At 40.7% G+C, this 19,544-nt stretch carries 21 protein-coding genes and 2 pseudogenes; 3 read left to right on the top strand and 20 right to left on the bottom strand.

Annotated features, from left to right (window positions below; translation table 11 throughout):
* Positions 1 to 98: 98 nt before the first annotated feature.
* From gshAB to PSTEL_RS13870, 6 genes and pseudogenes are all read right to left on the bottom strand, one after another.
* Positions 99 to 2,426 (bottom strand): bifunctional glutamate--cysteine ligase GshA/glutathione synthetase GshB, encoded by a 2,328-nt coding sequence (gene gshAB / locus PSTEL_RS13885; RefSeq protein WP_038696150.1) that lies wholly within the window; start codon positions 2,424 to 2,426, stop codon positions 99 to 101.
* Between the two features lie 25 nt (positions 2,427 to 2,451).
* Complete coding sequence (locus PSTEL_RS13880; RefSeq protein WP_038696148.1) at positions 2,452 to 3,795, bottom strand: MATE family efflux transporter; 1,344 nt, start codon at positions 3,793 to 3,795, stop codon at positions 2,452 to 2,454.
* A gap of 160 nt (positions 3,796 to 3,955) precedes the next feature.
* Positions 3,956 to 4,671: pseudogene (locus PSTEL_RS26995) on the bottom strand (NAD(P)/FAD-dependent oxidoreductase).
* Positions 4,672 to 4,734: 63 nt separating this feature from the next.
* A pseudogene (locus PSTEL_RS28490) lies at positions 4,735 to 4,953 on the bottom strand (glutamate synthase); the annotation flags it as partial.
* A gap of 18 nt (positions 4,954 to 4,971) precedes the next feature.
* Complete coding sequence (locus tag PSTEL_RS13875; RefSeq protein WP_218917545.1) at positions 4,972 to 5,409, bottom strand: permease; 438 nt, start codon at positions 5,407 to 5,409, stop codon at positions 4,972 to 4,974.
* 130 nt (positions 5,410 to 5,539) lie between these two features.
* Complete coding sequence (locus PSTEL_RS13870) at positions 5,540 to 5,899, bottom strand: ArsR/SmtB family transcription factor (protein ID WP_038696144.1); 360 nt, start codon at positions 5,897 to 5,899, stop codon at positions 5,540 to 5,542.
* Between the two features lie 1,066 nt (positions 5,900 to 6,965).
* On the opposite strand from PSTEL_RS13870, the gene PSTEL_RS13865 reads away from it, so the two are divergent.
* Positions 6,966 to 7,439, top strand: coding sequence for a ferritin-like domain-containing protein (locus tag PSTEL_RS13865; protein ID WP_038696142.1), 474 nt, complete (start codon positions 6,966 to 6,968; stop codon positions 7,437 to 7,439).
* Positions 7,440 to 8,625: 1,186 nt separating this feature from the next.
* On the opposite strand, the gene PSTEL_RS13850 is transcribed toward PSTEL_RS13865, so the two are convergent.
* The 5 genes from PSTEL_RS13850 to PSTEL_RS13830 all read right to left on the bottom strand — a co-directional run bounded on the left by PSTEL_RS13850 (position 8,626) and on the right by PSTEL_RS13830 (position 12,619).
* Complete coding sequence (locus tag PSTEL_RS13850; RefSeq protein ID WP_038696135.1) at positions 8,626 to 8,844, bottom strand: SHOCT domain-containing protein; 219 nt, start codon at positions 8,842 to 8,844, stop codon at positions 8,626 to 8,628.
* Between the two features lie 14 nt (positions 8,845 to 8,858).
* Positions 8,859 to 10,214 carry a sensor histidine kinase gene (locus PSTEL_RS13845; RefSeq protein WP_245624954.1) on the bottom strand — a complete coding sequence of 452 codons (1,356 nt, stop codon included), beginning with the start codon at positions 10,212 to 10,214 and terminating at the stop codon, positions 8,859 to 8,861.
* On the bottom strand, positions 10,201 to 10,908 hold the full coding sequence (locus PSTEL_RS13840) for a response regulator transcription factor (protein ID WP_038696133.1): 708 nt from the start codon (positions 10,906 to 10,908) through the stop codon (positions 10,201 to 10,203). Before PSTEL_RS13840 ends, PSTEL_RS13845 begins: the two co-directional genes overlap by 14 nt.
* Before the next feature lie 66 nt (positions 10,909 to 10,974).
* Positions 10,975 to 11,238 (bottom strand): hypothetical protein, encoded by a 264-nt coding sequence (locus PSTEL_RS13835; protein WP_038696131.1) that lies wholly within the window; start codon positions 11,236 to 11,238, stop codon positions 10,975 to 10,977.
* A 646-nt stretch (positions 11,239 to 11,884) separates the two neighbouring features.
* Positions 11,885 to 12,619 carry an SDR family NAD(P)-dependent oxidoreductase gene (locus PSTEL_RS13830; RefSeq protein ID WP_084065081.1) on the bottom strand — a complete coding sequence of 245 codons (735 nt, stop codon included), beginning with the start codon at positions 12,617 to 12,619 and terminating at the stop codon, positions 11,885 to 11,887.
* A 349-nt stretch (positions 12,620 to 12,968) separates the two neighbouring features.
* Here PSTEL_RS13830 and PSTEL_RS13825 point away from each other — a divergent pair, with 349 nt between their 5' ends.
* Together PSTEL_RS13825 and PSTEL_RS13820 are read left to right on the top strand one after the other, a co-directional pair.
* Complete coding sequence (locus PSTEL_RS13825) at positions 12,969 to 13,760, top strand: arsenite methyltransferase (RefSeq protein ID WP_038696126.1); 792 nt, start codon at positions 12,969 to 12,971, stop codon at positions 13,758 to 13,760.
* 21 nt (positions 13,761 to 13,781) lie between these two features.
* Positions 13,782 to 14,300: an arsinothricin resistance N-acetyltransferase ArsN1 family A gene (locus PSTEL_RS13820; protein WP_425415214.1), complete on the top strand. Its 519-nt coding sequence runs from the start codon at positions 13,782 to 13,784 to the stop codon at positions 14,298 to 14,300.
* Here the strand turns inward: PSTEL_RS13820 and PSTEL_RS13815 are convergent, their stop codons facing one another.
* From PSTEL_RS13815 to PSTEL_RS13775, 9 genes are all read right to left on the bottom strand, one after another.
* Positions 14,301 to 14,735: a protein-tyrosine phosphatase family protein gene (locus tag PSTEL_RS13815; RefSeq protein ID WP_038696124.1), complete on the bottom strand. Its 435-nt coding sequence runs from the start codon at positions 14,733 to 14,735 to the stop codon at positions 14,301 to 14,303.
* 29 nt (positions 14,736 to 14,764) lie between these two features.
* Entirely contained in the window at positions 14,765 to 15,853 is a 1,089-nt protein-coding gene (arsB, locus tag PSTEL_RS13810) for an ACR3 family arsenite efflux transporter (protein WP_052099234.1), read from the bottom strand.
* Entirely contained in the window at positions 15,850 to 16,194 is a 345-nt protein-coding gene (locus tag PSTEL_RS13805; protein ID WP_038696122.1) for an ArsR/SmtB family transcription factor, read from the bottom strand. The genes arsB and PSTEL_RS13805 overlap by 4 nt, the downstream gene beginning before the upstream one ends.
* 65 nt (positions 16,195 to 16,259) lie before the next feature.
* Entirely contained in the window at positions 16,260 to 16,709 is a 450-nt protein-coding gene (locus PSTEL_RS26310; protein WP_052098470.1) for a YdeI/OmpD-associated family protein, read from the bottom strand.
* A gap of 51 nt (positions 16,710 to 16,760) precedes the next feature.
* A complete protein-coding gene (locus tag PSTEL_RS26305; RefSeq protein WP_169744577.1) occupies positions 16,761 to 17,252 on the bottom strand; it encodes a DinB family protein in 492 nt (163 codons plus the stop codon).
* A 204-nt stretch (positions 17,253 to 17,456) separates the two neighbouring features.
* The gene (locus tag PSTEL_RS13790) at positions 17,457 to 17,714 is read right to left on the bottom strand and encodes an alpha/beta fold hydrolase (RefSeq protein WP_245624953.1); all 258 of its coding nucleotides are present in this window, start codon (positions 17,712 to 17,714) and stop codon (positions 17,457 to 17,459) included.
* 61 nt (positions 17,715 to 17,775) lie between these two features.
* Positions 17,776 to 18,264 (bottom strand): DedA family protein, encoded by a 489-nt coding sequence (locus PSTEL_RS13785; RefSeq protein WP_038696120.1) that lies wholly within the window; start codon positions 18,262 to 18,264, stop codon positions 17,776 to 17,778.
* Entirely contained in the window at positions 18,255 to 18,803 is a 549-nt protein-coding gene (pssA, locus tag PSTEL_RS13780) for a CDP-diacylglycerol--serine O-phosphatidyltransferase (RefSeq protein WP_038696118.1), read from the bottom strand. Before pssA ends, PSTEL_RS13785 begins: the two co-directional genes overlap by 10 nt.
* Before the next feature lie 35 nt (positions 18,804 to 18,838).
* Positions 18,839 to 19,522, bottom strand: coding sequence for a response regulator transcription factor (locus tag PSTEL_RS13775; RefSeq protein ID WP_038696116.1), 684 nt, complete (start codon positions 19,520 to 19,522; stop codon positions 18,839 to 18,841).
* Between the last annotated feature and the right edge of the window lie 22 nt (positions 19,523 to 19,544).

Here is a 19,544-nt window from a genome sequence, read left to right as displayed (position 1 = left end):
CACTGGATCCGTTTAAGGATCATGTACGTTACCGATAATACAGTCCCTATAAACATCAGGAAGGTTAGAGCAAGATATATCTCTTCGAAAGTATTTAACTAACAGAACAATAGATCCAGAATTTTTTCATCTGCCTTTCTATTCTTCCCGATATATGGGTAACAGTGAATGTGAATTGCTGGATTGAAGTTTAGTTCAATTATGCTGTAATTGGTATCGTTCGCTGCTTCTTCTATAGAATCAATCATCATATCTACACCACATATGGTCGCTCCTGCAGCTTTAGCTGATTGAATGGCAAGATCTTTATAGCTGTTCGGTATTTCATCAGTAAAATCGATACTGTCTCCTCCCGTACTAATATTCGAGTTCTCTCTCAGATAGATGATTTCTCCTAATTGGGGTATATCGTTCCAACTCATAGCATGGTTCTTTAAAAACATCTCTTCTGCTTCGCCTAACTGAATTTTTTCCAAAGGAGTCTTATATCCTTTACCTCTAAGCGGGTTTTTATTCTTCTCGTGAACAAGCTGTTCGATCGTGTGGATTCCGTCTCCAATGACATTTGCAGGGACACGATGTAGAACTCCTACGACCTGGTCTCCCATGATCAGAAAGCGATATTCCTTACCTGTTATGAATTCCTCAAGAAGGACCGTCTTATCGTGTGTGAAAGCTATTTTAAACGCTTTTTCCATATCTTCTCTTGAGTAATCTCGATTGAAGATCGTAATGCCTAACCCAAAATTAGTTGATTTAGGCTTAATTACAATTGGAGTGCTACGATACGTATCGTAACTGGACATTGCTTCATCTAAATTCTGAAAGGTTTCTCCAGAGGGTACACGGATTCCATGCTGATTAAGAATGTCTTTTGTAACAACCTTATTTTCCATAATTAGCACAGTACTATAGGAGTCCAAGGCAGTTTTCGTAGCCTGCTTCACATACTCTTTATGATCTCCTTGTGAAAGCAGTACGAAATTCTCCTCCCGATCCATCAGTTCAAATCGTATTCCTCGCTTCACTGCTGCCTTTAAGAGTAGTTGAGTTGATAATTCGAGATCCTCATATCCTGTAAATCGGTAACCATTATGAATACTTTCTTCAGCGTATTTTTTTGCTTTATCCAGATGGTACGTCAAAAAGGACGATTCTTGTATTTCCTTCTTCACTATAGATGCCGCATTTAGCTCGGAATGGAGAATCTTTTGCTTTTCACCATCTATTATTTTACGATAATCCTCGTTTCCAGGAAACAAAAGCTCCACCATTTCTTTCATCTCATTGATAAAAGAAAGCGCCATTTCCTCCATGGTGAGCTGACAATATTCGGACTCGTTTAAAAACCCCTTTATTCCTTCCATTATCACTTGATCTTGGTTAACAGCAGCAATCCTTTGATCTTCCTTGTTATAGGATTCATCTACTTTAAGCAGCATAAAGAGAATAAACAAATGGATAAAGGACATCATTTCCATGCTTATTCCTATCTTGTGAAGTGGATTGATATCGATAAATCGAAGTTCTAAATATGCCACTCCCTCTTCTACAAGGTCTTGAACTGGATTAGTTCCCTTTGAGGTTTTAATACGGACAGGGCTGTAATATTCTTTTACACTTAATAGTTCATTTTGTTGAATCAATCTGTTTAAATCATGAACATACTCTGTGGCTGAATTAAAAGAGACATAATACAATTTTTCATTTCGATAGCCACACATACTGTTCCGAAGTGAATTCATCATTGGGAAATAATAACTTTTTTTATCAAGTGAGTCCGCTAAGTTAACACATTTCTCAATATACGTATTATCAAAAACAGGGCTTGCCCCTGTTAGGTAAATGAGCAACCACCGGTATCTTAACAAATTACGGGCTACTTTAAAATAAACCGTATCTTTGAACTCCTTGAAGTCTTTGTAGTGTCCCTGAGTTTCGTATAACCTCACAAGGAGTTTCTCATCAAATGAGAAATTATAATGTATTCCGCTTAACAATTGTCTTTTACGACCATATTTATCCGCCAATTCCTTTCGATAATCGTCCGCAACAGGATCGCTCATTTTGGCAATAGGAATTTCTTCTTCTTCGGGTAGCATAGGAGGGTTACTGCTTGGCCACAAAAACTCCCCTTCCAATTCTAAAGAAACAATGTCTTGCAAGGCTTCCATGAAATGATACGTCTCCTCAATCGAGTCTAAGGCAGGAGTGATCATTTCAATTTGACTCTCTGAGAAATCCGTTTGAATATAAGGATTTTCTGTTTTACTCCCAAAAGCTTTAGGGTGGGGCGTAAGGGCAAGTTTCCCCTCTTGGTCGACCCGTACATTTTCTTTTTCTAAACCAAATCGACCTCGAATTAGATCATCTTGAAGTGCATTGTCTATAACAATCTGTACAAGTTCACGATTCAACCAGTTCATATTTATGACCGTCCTTTTTCTATGTTTATTCAGAAACTGCAAGCGATTTATGAATGCTACGCAAAGACTTTCTAAACCAGATGACCAAAATAATACCCTTAAAAACACTACTTAGCGCAATCGACATCCACACCCCATTTAATCCAAACGGTTCCGATAAGAGCAAAGCCACGGGTATTCTTAATACAGTAAATAAAATGCTGAATATTGGCGGAATATATGTTTTACCAATACCGTTAAATGCTCCAACTGTCATCAGTTCCATGCACATAAACAACTGAGAAAAACCGATAATTCGCATGTAATCTGTTCCGAGCTTCATGCTCGTTTCATCAGTTAGAAATACCGAGAAGAGCTGCTGAGGAAATAAGATAAATATGAACGAAATGAAAGCACCGAATATTGTGGTCATCAGCAACGCCTTTCGATAGCCCTGCTGTATTCGATCCAATCGACGTGCTCCATAATTTTGTCCAAAAAAAGCTGCAATAGCCCCTTGCAGACCACCGATCGTCATATAGGAGATTGATTCTATTTGAATACCTACCTTTTGAACAGCAATGGCCTCAGCCCCCCAACCGACTATGATCTTGGCCATAATGATCGATATGATCGTAAAGGTGATCCGTTGAATCGAAATCGGAATTCCCAATCGAATGACTTCTATCATGAGACGGCTATTCCTTACCGACTGTTTAGAGATAAGGTCTAATTTTTTTGTTTTTATGATAAACAGCAAGGTCACTAATAAATTGGCCGTTAGTGTAGCAATAGCTGCACCTGCAACTCCCCAACCTTCTAAACTGCCTACTCCATATATTAACAATGGATCAAGAATGATATTTAAAATGAGACCCATTGAAAAAATATAAAATGGTTGCTTACTGTTCCCCATCGCATTCATAACGGTTGCATATAAGGTATTAAGTATTGAAAAGACGGCCCCCACGATCGAAATCATTAGAAATTGCTTCGCCATTAACTCAACTTCATTTCCAAGATCGAAGAAGCCTATAAGCTGGTCCTGGGTCGAAATAATAAAAACCATATAGAGCAGTCCTAATACAACAGACATTACAAATCCGTTCTTTACATATGAATAAGCTTGTTCTATCTTACCGGATCCCATACAATGTGAAACCTTGATTCCTGTACCAATTGTTATCATGGTCGATAAAGCAATCGCTAAATTAATAAAGAAGCTTGCTGTACCAATTGCAGCAACCGGACCACTTCCTAGCCCTCCAACCCAGATCATATCGACAAGACCATAGGTTGTAGATATGAAATTGGTAGCAATGATGGGGAGTGTCAATTTCATTAAAGTAGACATTATTGGACCTTGGGTTAAATCATTTGTGCCCTTCATCTGCTACTCCTTCTTGCTCCTAATGTAATATGAAAACCGACCACAAGTGTCGTTCGAATAAAAAGTGATGTCTTTTTTAGTCAAAATCAATACATTCATAAGCATAAACTTATATATTATCCAGAATATGTGACTGATTTTGTATAAGCGGCATCTTCTTCTAAAACTTTCCGCTGTCTAGAGCAGCCATACACCCTGTACCTGCTGCAGTAATCGCCTGACGGTACTTCGGATCTTGTACGTCTCCGCAAGCAAATACGCCAGGGATGTTCGTTTCGGTTGTTCCGGGTTTCACACGAATATATCCAACAGGATCGAGATCGATCTGTCATGAACTTCGAAGCTCGCAGTTCATCCGCCGGTGAACAATCGTCACTTTGGAAGCGAACTTGGTAAGAAAATTTGCTTCTTCCATTGCGGAATCTCCCCCACCCACAACAACTACTTCTTTGTTACGGAAAAAGAACCCATCGCACGTTGCACACGTACTTACACCACGGCCAATATTCTCTTTTTCGCCAGGTATGCCACCGAGCAAATTCGCCGACGCACCTGTAGAGAGAATACTGGATTCAGCTTGCAATTGACCAAGTCCTTCTACCTTCACTACAAATGGACGAGACGAAAAATCAACATCATTGACCCAGCCATTCATAAACTCGGCACCGAACCGCTTGTTTTCTCATGTTATCCATGAGTTCGGGACCCATTATTCCATCAACAAATCCTGGGAAATTATCTACTTCTGTAGTTAATGTTAATTGGCCCCCCCGGTTGTGGTCCTTCAGTAACAAGCGGATTCAGGTTAGCTCTAGCTAAATAAATAGCTGCAGTCAACCCTGCGGGACCTGTTCCTATAATTATTGACTTGTACATGACTTCTCACTCCTTCGTTTGATTTAAAGGCGGAAACTGGATTCTACCTTCTCAAATCATTAATTACACTGATGAGATCGGCATGCGGCAATCGTTTATATTGGGTGCACTGCTAATGCTACATACACCCGTCTCTGGCAACTCTAATTCAACCTTCAGCGCGGCTTCTAGATCGCCATCCAGGTAGGCTACAATTGATCTGCCCTGTTCGTATCCAGTAGCCATAAGAAATGTTGGTGCCCGACCATAACTCTTCATTCCAACGAGGTAAAAGTTTGGTTCTAGGAGTTTGAATCAGACTTAAAGATATTCAGCTTTTTTGTATAGTTCTGTTCTATACTCGTTCGAGATCATCGCTTCTAGCAGGTAGGCGATGATCAGGATGCCCGGAATATCAATCAGAAGCCGGGTAATGGCAAAAGTCGTTCCCAAAGCGGACATTTCGAACAGGAGCATTGGAATCTTCGTAGTGGACCATGCCCCGATGAAGATTAGAATATTGCTGAATTTGACGCCCTTTTTCATCAAAACTGCGGCAACCGGAAAAGCTCCATACAGGGGACCTGCAGCCGCTGAACCAATCAGAAAGGCGAGCACGATTCCCTTCCATCCCGATTTTTCCCCCATGTATTTCATCATGACCTCCTTGGGTACCCAAGTATCCAGAATTCCCAACAGAATAAAGATGGGGGGAATGACAAGAAGCATCTCTTTCAGGCTGAATGCTGATATTTGCATAGCATTCGTACCGGCATTTAGGTTCAACAAATACAAAATGGTCATTACTACGACATGATGGATTTTTTTCACCCTGTCAATTTTGACAATTTATTGCCTCGTAATCAATTACTCCTGATGACACTTCCTATTATGAATTTTGTGAAATATAAAGGTCTAAATTCTTATCATGAACAAGGGAAAAAATGGTGAATTTTTTTTCCTTTCTCGATTGGATAACGCCTCCACGCTCCAGGATCTGCAAGTGATGCGTCAATGTAGAAGCTGGAATGACTAATCCAGATACTAATTCACAAAGACATGAGTCCTGAACTTTCAATATGCCGATAATTCTCAATCTGGTTTCATCACCCAATGCTTTTAATAAAAGAGCTTTTTTTCGCAGTCCCTCTTCATTGTTTAATACCGGGAGAACAGTAAGCGATTGTTTGATAACATCATTCATTTCATTGTCGTTTTTGGGTAGCCAATCGGTTTTTACGTGATTCATTAAGAGTACCTCCATTTGAGTTTGTTTACTTATAATTATTATATAACTAATTTTATAGTTTTGAAATACGTGATATCCATGTTGCCTGACGATAATGTGAACTTATTTTATCCCAAACAAAGTATTTCACCATCATAAACAGACTCATACCAGGAAAATATCACTGGTAGATACCTAGTCCTAAGTAACCACGAGTACATACTGTATAGGTGTTTCCAATATAACTAGCCGTACGTGCCTTCTCTGCCTGCACACCACCCCGAATGAATGTGTGATGATCGTTTCAATCAGCTTAACTTCCAAGTAATATCCACTTCAGCAACGTTCCCACGTAGCCAGCACCTGGGAGCCCTAACCCTTGAAATACTTACTCCTGTGCTGAAAAAATTTGTTTTCCTGACTTCTTTCTGGGAAGGGGGGGATCTCTTTGAATTATCTTGATTAGGACATGACTATAATAATTCTCGGTTAACGGAACACATTCTTGGCCTAATTCGGAAGTCGGTACAGATTCTTGTCATTAGCTTTTGACAAGAATCTGTACCGTGAAAAAAGAAAAACCCGCAATTTATGCGGGTTCCATGCGGAACACATTCTTGTCATCCGACAAGTGACACAAAGTTGCCTACATAAAGGACACAAACTTACCTACATTGTTATTATCATTAAAGATCTTTGGCGAAAAGGATCAATTTCAACAATAAAACTGATCCTCACTCTAGATCGAACAGTCTTCAACTAAATGGTAAAAGCTCGCTTTACCGACTGGTACTAAGCAGTAGTTAATATGAAATCCACTCCATTCAATCGGAGCATACTAACTAAAGTGGAAACATATTTGTGGTTCAGATCAATATTGGAATCCCACTCGGATTCAATTTTAATCTCATCCATACTTCCTCCAACAACCTCTCACTTGTATCCACTGCTCATTTACTTGGCACCCTGTAGCCCCCCTATAAGCAACCTTTGTATAATTTAACCGAAACTCAGAATTAATCACACACTAGGCTCATGTGCATATAATTGAGAGTGAAATTACTTACATTAACGGAGGGCTACGCTCATGAATATGGTTTATCCCTATTGGATCAGATCACAATTCGTTCCCATTTGGGCAACTTCAACTCAAGACGCGCTTGAATTAATGAGGACTTCAGTCCAAGGGGAACGGAATGATGAACTTTTTTATGACCAACTCATTCATCTTACTCCTAGCCAGAAACAAGCTGAAGTTATTACCTCTATTCGGAATGATGAACGAGGGCATAATCAAATGTTCCGACAAATGTACAGAGAATTAACTGGACATGAAGTGACAGGAGTTAGTAACGAAGTTCCTGAACATGTTAATTCGTATATTGCCGGGTTGCAAAAAGCCTTCCAAGGTGAATTGTCAGCAGTTGAAAAGTATCGAAAGATATGGTTCGGCCTTCCTTATGGCGTTTATAAGGATACTTTGTATGGCATTATTCTCGATGAGCAAAAACATGCGGCAAAGTATAATAATTTATTGATACAGAACTTACCTGGAAATTAGTAGTAATTACTTGGACTGCCATCTGCCATTCATAAATACACACGAATCTAGTCCGAGCTTTTGCATGAGGCTTAGTACCTTCTTATAGTTCATCCAATTGCCGTCATTCTGCCACAAGAACAATTGAACTACCGGTGCCCGTACTTTCCTTCGTAACGTTTATAGTTCTTTACGAATTTGTTGTTTGGCTTTGGCGTCACGCCGTTTCCCCTCCCCTTTCGCTTCAGATAGGCGTAGTAACCGCTTCTGGACATGTTAAAGGCAATGTTCCTATGTAGTCAGCATGACCCATTTTTGGACCCTATAGTTCCAAGGTTGTTTTAAGTGTTTCATTATTAACTTCTCTCCGCTCTACAATTGAGCAAAAAAAGAGACTCCTACCAGGGAAATGTAACCTCTCTGGTAGGAGTCATCAGCCTTTCGGCAGTTAAAGCGAACTTTATCGATTTAATATATTGGTAAATTATTCCTTGAATGTAGGGATTAACTCCAAAAATCAGACTGAATAATCAGCTTTACTAAATATAGTACTCAATGAACTCCTCGCTGTACTTATGCCATGATTTCTTCTGGAAAAGCGCTATAAATAGTGCAGCAGCGCTTAATAATCCAATAAGCACAAAAGAAATTCTATACGCCGTAATATTGGATGGTTTGCTTGTAGCTGGTAGTAACCTAAGCGACATTTGGTATAACATCCCACTTAGTGTAACACCCATCCCCATGCCACTTCTGTAGCAGATTCTTTCTTTGTGATATGCTTTAAAGATTAAATAGATACGCTGAATTGAGACAATCTGATTAAGTACAGCTCCTTTCCGTCTGTTCGATCTTATTTGTAAATGTAACACGCTTAATGGCCCAATAAAAAACAGCTACGGATGCTGTCCCCATAATGATGATAAACATCTCAGGCTTCTCATGCTCCTTACATACACCACAATAAGTTTCACCACTGATCAAATGAACATTTACAGGTATCCGGTTTAGAATTGCTTGATGGATAAGTTTCTTTCTGAGCAAATATTTCTCGTCTCCTCAAAAGATGATCTTTTTAGAATTATAAACAAACCAGGAAGGGGATGAATCAAATGAGGTATTAAATAAGGCAAGCTAGAATCATAAATAACAAAAGAGCCGTTCACAGAGTGAAGGGCTCCTTGTTTCCGTATCTCCATTAAGATTTTTAATCCCGCAAAATGCTCTTCATCCGGTAATATTCTTCTTCCGTGATTTCACCTCTTGCAAAGCGTTCATCCAAGATTCTCTCTGGAGTATTGTCAATAAATCGTGAATTCCCATCTCCCCTAACCCATTTTATCACCAAATAGATTACACCTACGATCAGTAAAAAATTGATGACTAATCCAAATATTCCAAATCCAGAGCCATAACCCATCATCATTTTCTCTCATCCTTTCATCGAATTAATGGAAGACGAACAAGAACGGTAGTTCCTTTCTCTATCTCACTTTCAACATGAATAGATCCGGCATGAGCATCCACTATGACTTTAACAACCGCAAGTCCTATTCCGGCTCCGCCAGTTTTCCGGTTCCTTGATTTCTCTCCGCGGTAAAAACGTTCAAAGATATAGGGGAGTTCATCTTTAGATATTCCCATTCCGGTATCGGAAACGATAACGACGCCTTCTGCTTTCTCTTTTAACACTTCAATATGAACACTTCCAGAACTCGTGTATTTGAAAGCATTGCTTATCAGATTTACAAAAACCTGAAGGAGCCGCGAACGGTCCCCTGTGATCCAAACGTCACTTTTACTTATCAGGTCAGCTGAAAGTCTTTCCTGCCCAAACTGGCTGGATACCATATTTAAAGACTCACCAACGATTTCGTTAAGTGAGACGATCTCCGTCATAAGCTGAACCATTGGATTCTCTACAGCAGCCAGATTTTCCAAATCACTGAAGAGCCTGACAAGTCGCAGGACTTGATCATGGCACACTTGTAGTTTATCCGGCGTCGGTTCCCAAATGCCATCCTGAAAGGCTTCCAAATGGCTTTGAATTGTTGTTAAGGGTGTTCGCAACTCATGTGCCACATCAGTGGTCAGTGATTTCCTTAATTGATCTTGCTTCTCCAATCCATCAGCCAAATGATTGAGTGTACGCCCCACGTCATCAATTTCTGTATTCTGATTTAACATTTCAACCCGGGAGCTGAGATCCCCCTCCCTCATTTTCGAAGCGATATCTTTAATCTCTAGGAGAGGTTGGCTAATGCTTTTGGCCATGTACCGGCTGAACAGATACGTCCCGACAATTACGAGTATCATTGCGGCCCATAATAAGGTATTAAACATTCTCAGAAATTTCTGATTCAGACTTTGCGTCGTTTCTTTCACTGGTAGAAATTCCAATGTTCCTACCTGCTGATTTCCTTTTACGATTGTTTTTTTAATGGTGTCTTGCGCAGACTGGGAATTCACTTGTATCTGCCTGCCCATTTGACTAGTATCCCAAATCAAGCGACGGTCTTGATCATAAACACGAACCATATAATCACTAATCATCGCTTGGTGCGAAATGGTCATCCAAACGTTTGTATTCCAGTGGCCGGTAGACACATTATAAGCGTCTTCTAAATCGTCCAGTAAACTTTGTATTTCTGTCTGCTGCTGGTTCTTCTGATATTGGTTAAACGAGATGTTCATTACCAAGTTCACAAGCAAGACAATAGATAGAAGCGCAGCAAGGGCCACACCGACATGGGAAATAAGAAGCTTTCTGCTCAATCCGCCTCTAATAGACATCATGACTCACCAAGAATTTATACCCCACTCCAAATACAGTGCCAATAAAAACAGGGTGTTTAGGATCATCGCCAATTTTTTGTCTAATATTCTTAATATGAACATCGATGGTCCGCTCGAATCCTTCATAGGTATCACCCTGAGTAAGGTTAACAAGTTCAAGTCGTGAGAACACTCTCTTCGGATGCTTCGCTAAAATTTCAAGTAGCTTGAACTCCATAAGGGTAAAAGATACTGGCTCCTCGTGAATTCTTACCTCATAACGTTCCAAATCCATAGTTAAATCGCCTTGGGCATAAGACAGCAGTGACATATTCCCCAATTGCGGCTGAATGGTTCTTCTTAATAGGCTAATCACCCGAGCGAGCAGCTCTCTTGGGCTGAATGGTTTAGTAATATAATCATCGGCTCCAATCATGAGCCCATTCACCATATCGTCTTCACTGCTTTTTGCAGTCAGCATGAGGATCGGAACGTTCGATGATTTGCGTACCATTCTGCATACTTCCTCTCCAGTCATGTCTGGAAGCATCAAATCCAGCACGATCAGATCGGGCTTTAAGGTTTCAAAAAGATGAATCGCGCCTCGTCCTGTATCGGCTTCGTACACAATATATTTATTCTTTTCCAAATAAGCCTTAATAACCTGCAAGATATTTTCTTCATCATCCACCACTAAAATTTTCACGAACTTCATCACCTACTTTGTTGTTAAAATGAGACAGACCTCATATCAATGAGGTCCTATCTTATCATGATCGGATTAGAAGTTCATCATACCCCTGCTATATTGAGAATTTTGCATCATTCCTGACATTCCCTTACCGTTTGAAGTGTTGCAATTGTCATACATTTGCTTGATTTGTTCCTCTGACAGGTTGGGGTGTATTTGTTTGGCAAAGGGTAGCATTTTTTCGAAAAAACTGCTGCCATTATTATCATTGTTAGCTGTCGTAGCGTAAGCCCCAGAGGTGCCAATCCCCATAACCAGTACCAATGCCGATAATCCAATCCAAAGTTTCTTCATTTGTATCTCCTCCTTATAGTTACACTATATAAGAGAGTTATGAAGAACCAATTTGCAGCTTGTGAAGAAGTTATGAAGATAGCAAAAGGATATGAACACGAGAAAGAAGCCTTTCACTCAACTTTGTCCGGTGAAAGGCTCATTTAAGTAAGATGAGACTAATGTTGGCACATTGCGTACATGTTTGACAATTTGGTTTCTTCAAATAAGTTGCTCTATTCGATAATTGTGAATCGGCAATAGTACCATGTTCTTGTCCATATTCGGCAATAGATACATGTTCTTGTCCTTTGCTTGGGACAAGAACATGTATCCTTAAATCAAAAAAACCGCGACCAGCGCGGGGTTCAATGAATATATGTTCTTGTCCTCTTACAGATAACATCATGTCCAGCGACAGCCACTTGGGTGCATCCGCGGAAGTAGTTATGTGCATCCCTCCTTTTACGACAGTTGTTGGGTGCACAATATAATGACGTAATATGTACATAGTTTAGTATATACATTATAAAGTAAAAATGCATTGGCAAAAGCGGGAACAATGACTTTGCAAAAAAAGCAAAGATGCTTCCTGTAACTTTTGTAATCAAAGCTAGAAAACTATAGGAGCCGAATGCTTATCCCCTTGTTCTATACAGTTCTTGCACTATTTTAGAATCGAATAACCGCCGTCAGCAAATATGGTCTCTCCATTAATGTAATCAGCCTTATCAGATAGCAAAAATAAAACGACATTTGCAATGTCTTTTGGCTCTGCAATTCTTCCAGCAGGAATTAGGTCCTCCGAAGATTTTCGTAACTCAGGATGTTCAAAAGACTTGGCTGTCATTCCCGTATATGTGAACCCAGGAGCAACAGAGTTGACCATTATATGGTATGGAGCTAAGTCTAAAGCCATTGCGGATGTTAAAGCGACAACCCCTCCTTTAGCTGCAGCATATTCTGTCATATGGGGTTTGTAAATTTTCGAGCGGATACAACTGATATTTACGATTTTTCCTGACTTATTGGGAATCATTTTTTGAGCCACATATTTCGATAGAATAAATACGCCTGTGAGGTTCGTCTCGATCACGTCATTCCACTCATCAATTCCCAAATCAAAAAAAGGTTTTGAATGTGAAAATATTCCAGCCGCATTTACAAGACCTGCAATATTTCCGTATTTCGAATGAACTTCATTTGTAATTGCTGCAATCTTCTCATCTTCTCTAACATCGACTGAGTAATGTATGTATTTGGGATGCTCTATAGAATTGTTGTCAGAATCGATTCCAATAACCATAGCTTCGCTTTCAAGCAAAGTTTCGGCACACGCCTTTCCAATACCTGAGCTGCTTCCAGATACAATGACTAATTTATCAGAAAAGCACACATCCATCCCTCCTCTTTATTTTATTAAACCGGATTACTCATATTCCATATAGTATGCAAGATCGCATGCCCGCTCTAATGCCGGTATTGGCGAAATTGGATATTTAAGTTATACAGGACTTATTTGTATATCGCAAGTATATTTTTTTGGTTTCCTACAATTATGGCGGTATAGATGAGAAATATTCAAATTATTTGTTTGTTAGTCGTCACTTAATAGTTGTGTTTTGCAATTAAATGAGTTATAACTAATGCAGAGATAAATTCCCTTGGGAAATGCTCGCGAGCTCTTTCAAATCATGACCAGACGTTTTGGAATACTTAATAAAAATTGCTGTACGATCGGAGAGATGAACATGAGCAAAGCTTCCCATGATGAGATTAGACAGAACGTTCGTGCAAGATACCAAAAGATCGCGGTAAAACCTAATTCCCCCCGTACAACCAGCAGCTGCTGCGATTCAGCTGGGGATTTTGATCAGATCTCGGCAAAATTAGGCTACTCGACGGATGAATTAACGGCTGTTCCGGATGGGGCCAATCTGGGTTTGGGCTGTGGTAACCCGCAAGCCATAGCGGAGCTTAAGCAAGACGAAGTTGTACTGGATCTTGGAAGCGGTGGCGGCTTTGACTGCTTTTTGGCTTCGCGGCAAGTGGGGAGTAAAGGTAAAGTTATTGGTGTTGATATGACTCCGGAGATGATCAGCAGAGCACGCAGCAACGCTGAGAAAGGCAAGTTCAACAATACAGACTTCCGGCTCGGAGAGATTGAGCACCTTCCGGTCGCAGACCATTCCGTGGACGTCATTATTTCCAATTGCGTGGTTAATCTTTCCCCAGATAAACAGCAAGTATTTAATGAGGCTTACCGGGTGCTTAAGTCTGGCGGTCGCCTGGCTATCTCCGATGTTGTCACGACTGCCGATTTACCCGCTGCAATTAAAAGTGATTTAACCGAATTTTATTCAGGCTGCATTTCCGGAGCTTCCTCCGTACAAGAGATCAAAGAAATGCTGCAGCACAGCGGATTTATTGATATCTCCATCGAGCCTAAAGACGAATCCAGAACGTTTATCAAAGATTGGGTTCCTGGTACAAATATCGAACAATATATCGTTTCAGCTGTAATTAAAGCCATTAAACCGTAAGACAATCGGGAGGGAATAGCTATGGCCGTATTGAGTCATGTAGCAATTCGAAAAGCAAAGGCCGAAGACTTGAATGATATCTTGCTCATTTATAATCAAGGTATTGAGGATCGAATTGCGACACTAGAAACAGAATCGAAAAATCAGGATTATATTCAAAAATGGTTTGATGAACATCAAGGAAGATATGGGGTTTTAGTGGCTGAAGCTGATGATCAGATTGTCGGTTGGGCTTCCATAAATCCCTACTCTCACCGTTGTGCATATCAGGGCGTTGCAGATCTGTCTATCTATATCCACCGTGATTATCGGGGTCAAGGGATAGGTTCAGCCCTCCTCCCGGCTCTTGAAGAGGAAGCCCGTCACAACAAGTTTTATAAAATCGTACTTTTCACTTTCCCTTTTAATCAAAAAGGACAGGGATTGTACCGGAAACTGGGCTATCGTGAGGTTGGGGTATTTAAAGATCAAGGGATCTTGGATGGCGAGCGAATCGACGTTATGATCATGGAAAAGGTATTCAATGAAACCTGCCATTAATTATTCGCCATAGATCGCTCTCAAAGATTCCCATTGTTTGGGCTTCACCGCAATAATGGGTCGAATCGCCTTTGCCTGCTGCTCAGCCTCTTCCAACGTCTTGGCCAGTCCTAATTCCTTTAGTGTGCCAACAGCCACAGTGCCTGTACGTCCTTTTCCTCCACCGCAGTGAAATGCAACTTTCTTTCCATCCCGATAAGCTTGAACCACTTCTTGAATGGCTGAACGAAACAGCTCAGCTTCTGGCTCTTCGGAGTTATCGCCTAATGGAATCTGAATCCACTTCACTTCGGTTGAGTTGGAAGCGCAGGCCTCGGCTTCCTCCCGAAGATCAACAACTACCTCTACGCCTTCATTGGTTACCATTTGATCAACATCTTTGGCACCGCCAAAGAAAATTCGATCTTCAACTAATGCTTGATAAGGTTTCTCCATGATTCTCTCCCTCTATATTACGTCTTTATTCAAGAAATCGAGGACGGCTTGCCAAAGTACTTCTTCTGAAACCAAAGAGCTACATTGACGAGCCCAATGAGTACGGGAACTTCAACCAACGGTCCGATGACGGCTGCAAAGGCAGCACCAGAATTCAAGCCAAAGACCCCAATTGCAACTGCGATGGCAAGTTCAAAATTATTACTGGCTGCCGTAAAAGATAGTGAAGCTGCGACGGGATAAGAAGTGCCTGCTTTCCGTGATACCAGAAAAGAAACGAAAAACATGATCACGAAATAAATCAGAAGTAGTATAGCGATACGAACCACATCCATCGGCAGTTGAACCATTAAATCAGCCTTCAGTGAAAACATCAAAACAATGGTAAACAATAACGCAATCAAAGTCAGAGGGCTAATTTTCGGCAGGAACTCCCTTTCGAACCATGCTTCACCTTTGGTTTTGAGCGCAATTATCCGTGTGAAAATACCCGCTGCAAACGGAATACCCAAATAGATCATGACACTTTCTGCGATTTCACCCATAGAAATGTTGACGACTGCCCCCTGGATGCCAAACCATTCAGGTAAAACTGTGATAAAGATGTAAGCAAATACGGAGTAGAACACGATTTGAAAAATCGAGTTAAAAGCTACGAGACCAGCTGTATACTCCGGATCACCCTTAGCTAAGTCACTCCACACTAGAACCATGGCAATACATCTAGCCAACCCGATCATGATCAGGCCAATCATATATTCCGGCAAATCACTAAGAAACGTAATCGCCAGAAGAAACATCAGAACCGGGCCAATGATCCAGTTTTGAACAAGGGATATAAGGAGAACCTTCCAGTCCTTAAACACCCGGCCCAATTTCTCATACTTAACCTTTGCCAGCGGCGGGTACATCATTAAAATAAGCCCTACGGCAATAGGAACGGATGTTGTTCCAATTTGAAGCTTTGATAGACTGTCCGCAAATCCAGGAATCCAAAAACCTAAAACAATCCCTATTGCCATCGCTGCAAAAATCCAGATCGTTAAATACCGATCCAAGAACGATAGCTTTTTGACCGACTGGTTCACCAGAACACTCTCCCTTTCATACCATTTCATTCGCAGCAAATTTGAAGGTCCTTCTTCTTCAGCGCTTTTAATTCATGTTCCTGAGAAGGGACATGTTTAAGCAAATCCTCTATCAGACTCAAATGCTTGAATTCAGGATTTAAAGAATAAAATATCCACTGGCCTTTACGGTTTTCTTTGATCAAACTTACGTCTTTTAGTTTACGTAAGTGCTGACTGACTGCTGGTTGGCTCGTTTGAAAAATTTCAACCAATTCACAAACACAGCATTCCCTTTGCTCTAGAAGCTTAACAATAGTTAAGCGCGTCTTATCGCCAAGTAACTTTAATACCTGGGACACATCTTCAATGTTCGATATGGTTTGAATCATTGCTCCCCCTCCTCACGATATAAGTATATAAAAATATGCTTATATATACAATACAACATCATCATTTATTTATCTTTAAGCTTATTAATTAGAGCCAGTATTCGGTTATTCTTTGTTTCTTCCTTTTTAGCAAGTTCAATATAATTGATCTGCTCTCGCTTAATGTAATCAGGCTGACTCAGGAAATTATCCAGAATGTGGTGATCTTCTAGTTCTTTTGAAATGTAATCTGGCACAACAATGTTGCGATTTGTTTCATCTTTTTTAAGAATTACATGGAGTGTGTCACCAAGTTGTTTATGTACTGCTCTTCTAATAAATTCATTATATACAAAATAATGCCCATTTTTTGACGGCAACAATGTATGCTCAAACTCATGCCCGTCAACGATGATTTGAACAGGTACTTTACCATTAGTACTGAAGATTTCTTGTACCGAATATGGGAAATAAACGACTTTCCATTTTATTTTACCTTCCAGCATCTTAATCTCACTATCAAATTCATACACCATATGGAATAACACTCCTCATTGTAAAGAAGCTGACTTCGATCCCTCACATTATCATAGCCACTTTACGGCTTCTAAGCGATTTGAATTCAGTATACTGTTGCAATAACCTATATGATGTTGAACATGTCGGATCTGCATCAGGACTACATCAGTTTTAGTTATTTCTTCGTATAGTACACATGGCTCCAATAATCTGTCGTCAGTCAGTTCATCAAGAAACTTACGAGCCACACTCAATATATCCTCAACGTACTTCGTCATCTCCTCTTTAGTAGGGTAGTCAGAGCACTCTTCATCCAGGGATTCTGTTATACCCTTACCGAAGTCTGGTATTTTGAATTCTTCATCCTTCTGCTGCCTGAACCAAAATTTCATACTGGTTGTAGCATGAAATATATGTTTCCAGTATTTTTGCTTGGCATCCATCCAAAAATCATCAGGGCATGCTTCGATAAGATTCTTCAACATTTCTAATGTCGGATCAAACTGTCTTCTTAAGACAGCTACCATCTTGTCCCCCATGCTCATCAACTCAATTCTCATAATATGGTATTGTGACTCTATTCTTGTTCTCAACCGGCAAAACCTTCTCATTCTCAGACCTGCTATTGGCATATTTGTGAACTTTCAAGCTAGCTCTTCCAGGAACTGAAGTATCATATCATTTACGGCAACAGGATTTTCCTTAACCATATGGGGTCTATGCTCCGGTCGGGTCGCAAAATCCGCTTGTACCATTTGCCCCCCCTAACTATAGCCAATTAAATGTGCTGCGGCAGTGTTCAATTGATCCATAAAGTCAATGATGTCGTCAGCGATTCGAGGTGTAGACCATTCAAGACTTTCACATCTTGTTCTACCGTGTCCTCTAAAATCCGGAAAGTAACACGTATATTGTTTTTGAAAATCTAACATTTGACTAGCAAAAGCCAGTATACCGCGTGAATAGCTGCTGTGTAAAAAGATGACGTTGTCTCCATTGCCCATTTTCTCATAATCTCTCAAGAACTGCATCCGTCGTTTCGTAAGAGACATTGAACATCACCTCGTTCCCGGGGAACAAGAATCAACTCAGTTTGTCCCCCACAAAATATCCAATGGAAATAAACAAGGTGGACCAGATCAAGGCCCCAATGCAGCAGAACATGAAGTACTTCCTTAAAGTCATCTTCGTTATGCCCGAGATGTATCCGGCTGCATGTCTCACACCAGGAATAAAATAGGAAATCAACACCGACCATACGCCGTATTTCGCGAACCAGTTTTTCACTTTTTCATAACGCTTTGGAGTTAGCCCTATCCATTTTCCATACTTTTCAACGACCTTATAGCCTATTTTGTTGCCAATGAAATAACTGATGCTCATTCCTATAACAGAACCCAAAAAACTAAAGATAATGGATGGACAGAATCCAAGAATCTTCACGGAAGCTAAATAGCCAACAAATAGCATTAGCGTCTCGTCGGGTACGGGGATTCCTATAATCCCTAACGCCAAGAGCAAGATTACAGCCACATATCCGTAATGCTCGATGAACGTCATCGCTATTTCCATGAGGTTACACTTCCTTTAACTCTAACGATTACAACCTTCCATGATGGGAAGCGTATGCGGCTGATCATGAGCCAAGAGAGTACCGCAAGATTGATCACAACAACCTTAAAATGGATATGATTATGAAAAAAAGATAGTCCCGCTGCCAAGAAGCCCGCGACAGTTATGGGCATCCCGGTAAAAGTTGCAGATTTGGGAGTAATGTTGAACCGGGCTAACCGCAGAGCGCCGCATATGATAAACACGACCCCTACTGCGGCCCCTATGAACGACCATTCATCCAGATTATGCTCAAGAATAAGGATAACCGGAGCCACGCCGAACGAGACAATGTCAGCCAGCGAATCGAGCTGCTTGCCAAACTCGCTGGTACAGCTCAATAATCGGGCTAGTAGTCCATCCATCACATCGAACGTAGCGGCTATAACGATAAATAAGACGGCCAATTTATAATGTTCTTGAATTGTCGAGATTAACGAAACAATACCGGCTGCCAAGTTGAACATTGTGCATACTGACGGGATGACTTTAAAAGACATTGCGACTCCTCTTTTCTTCAAATCTTGGAAATAGTCTATACTTCCTCTTCTGAGAATTTGTAACCGATCCCGACGACCGTTCGGATATGATGTGAAGAATGGCCAAGTTTAGCCCTTAGCTTCTTGATGTGGGAATCCACGACCCGATTGTCGCCATCAAAATCCAGACCCCAGACACGGGAGATAATGGCATCTCGGGTCACAACCAGGTTCTTATTATTGATTAGGAACAATAAAAGTTCGTATTCTTTATGCGTCAATTCAATTTCAATACGATCGACTTCCAGCCGGCGAGCCAATGTGTTGAGTACGGCGGAACCAAAGGTATATCTGTGACCTTCAGGTTTGTAATTCTCCGTGACGCGCTTCATTAATGAGTTTGCCTTCGCTACGAGAACTTTTGGGCTAAACGGCTTGGTCAGATAATCATCAGCTCCCAGCTCATAGCCTAACAGCTTATCCTCATCATCCGATTTCGCGGTTAGAAAAATAATGGGCACGCCCAGAACCTTCCTAACCTCTCTGCAAACTTGAAATCCATCCATTTCAGGCATCATAATGTCAAGGATGATTAAATCCGGGTATATGACATCGATAAGATCCAGCGCTTCTTGTCCGTTGCCGGCTTCTTTCACTTCCCAGCCATCCTGCAGGAAATAGTCCGAAATCACTTCGCGAATTCTTGATTGATCTTCAACGATGAGAACCCTCTTCCCCATTCCAAATCCTTCTTCCCGTTTC

This window comes from Paenibacillus stellifer (assembly GCF_000758685.1).
GTDB lineage: Bacteria > Bacillota > Bacilli > Paenibacillales > Paenibacillaceae > Paenibacillus_AQ > Paenibacillus_AQ stellifer.
This window is presented reverse-complemented; position numbering and strand designations above follow the sequence as displayed.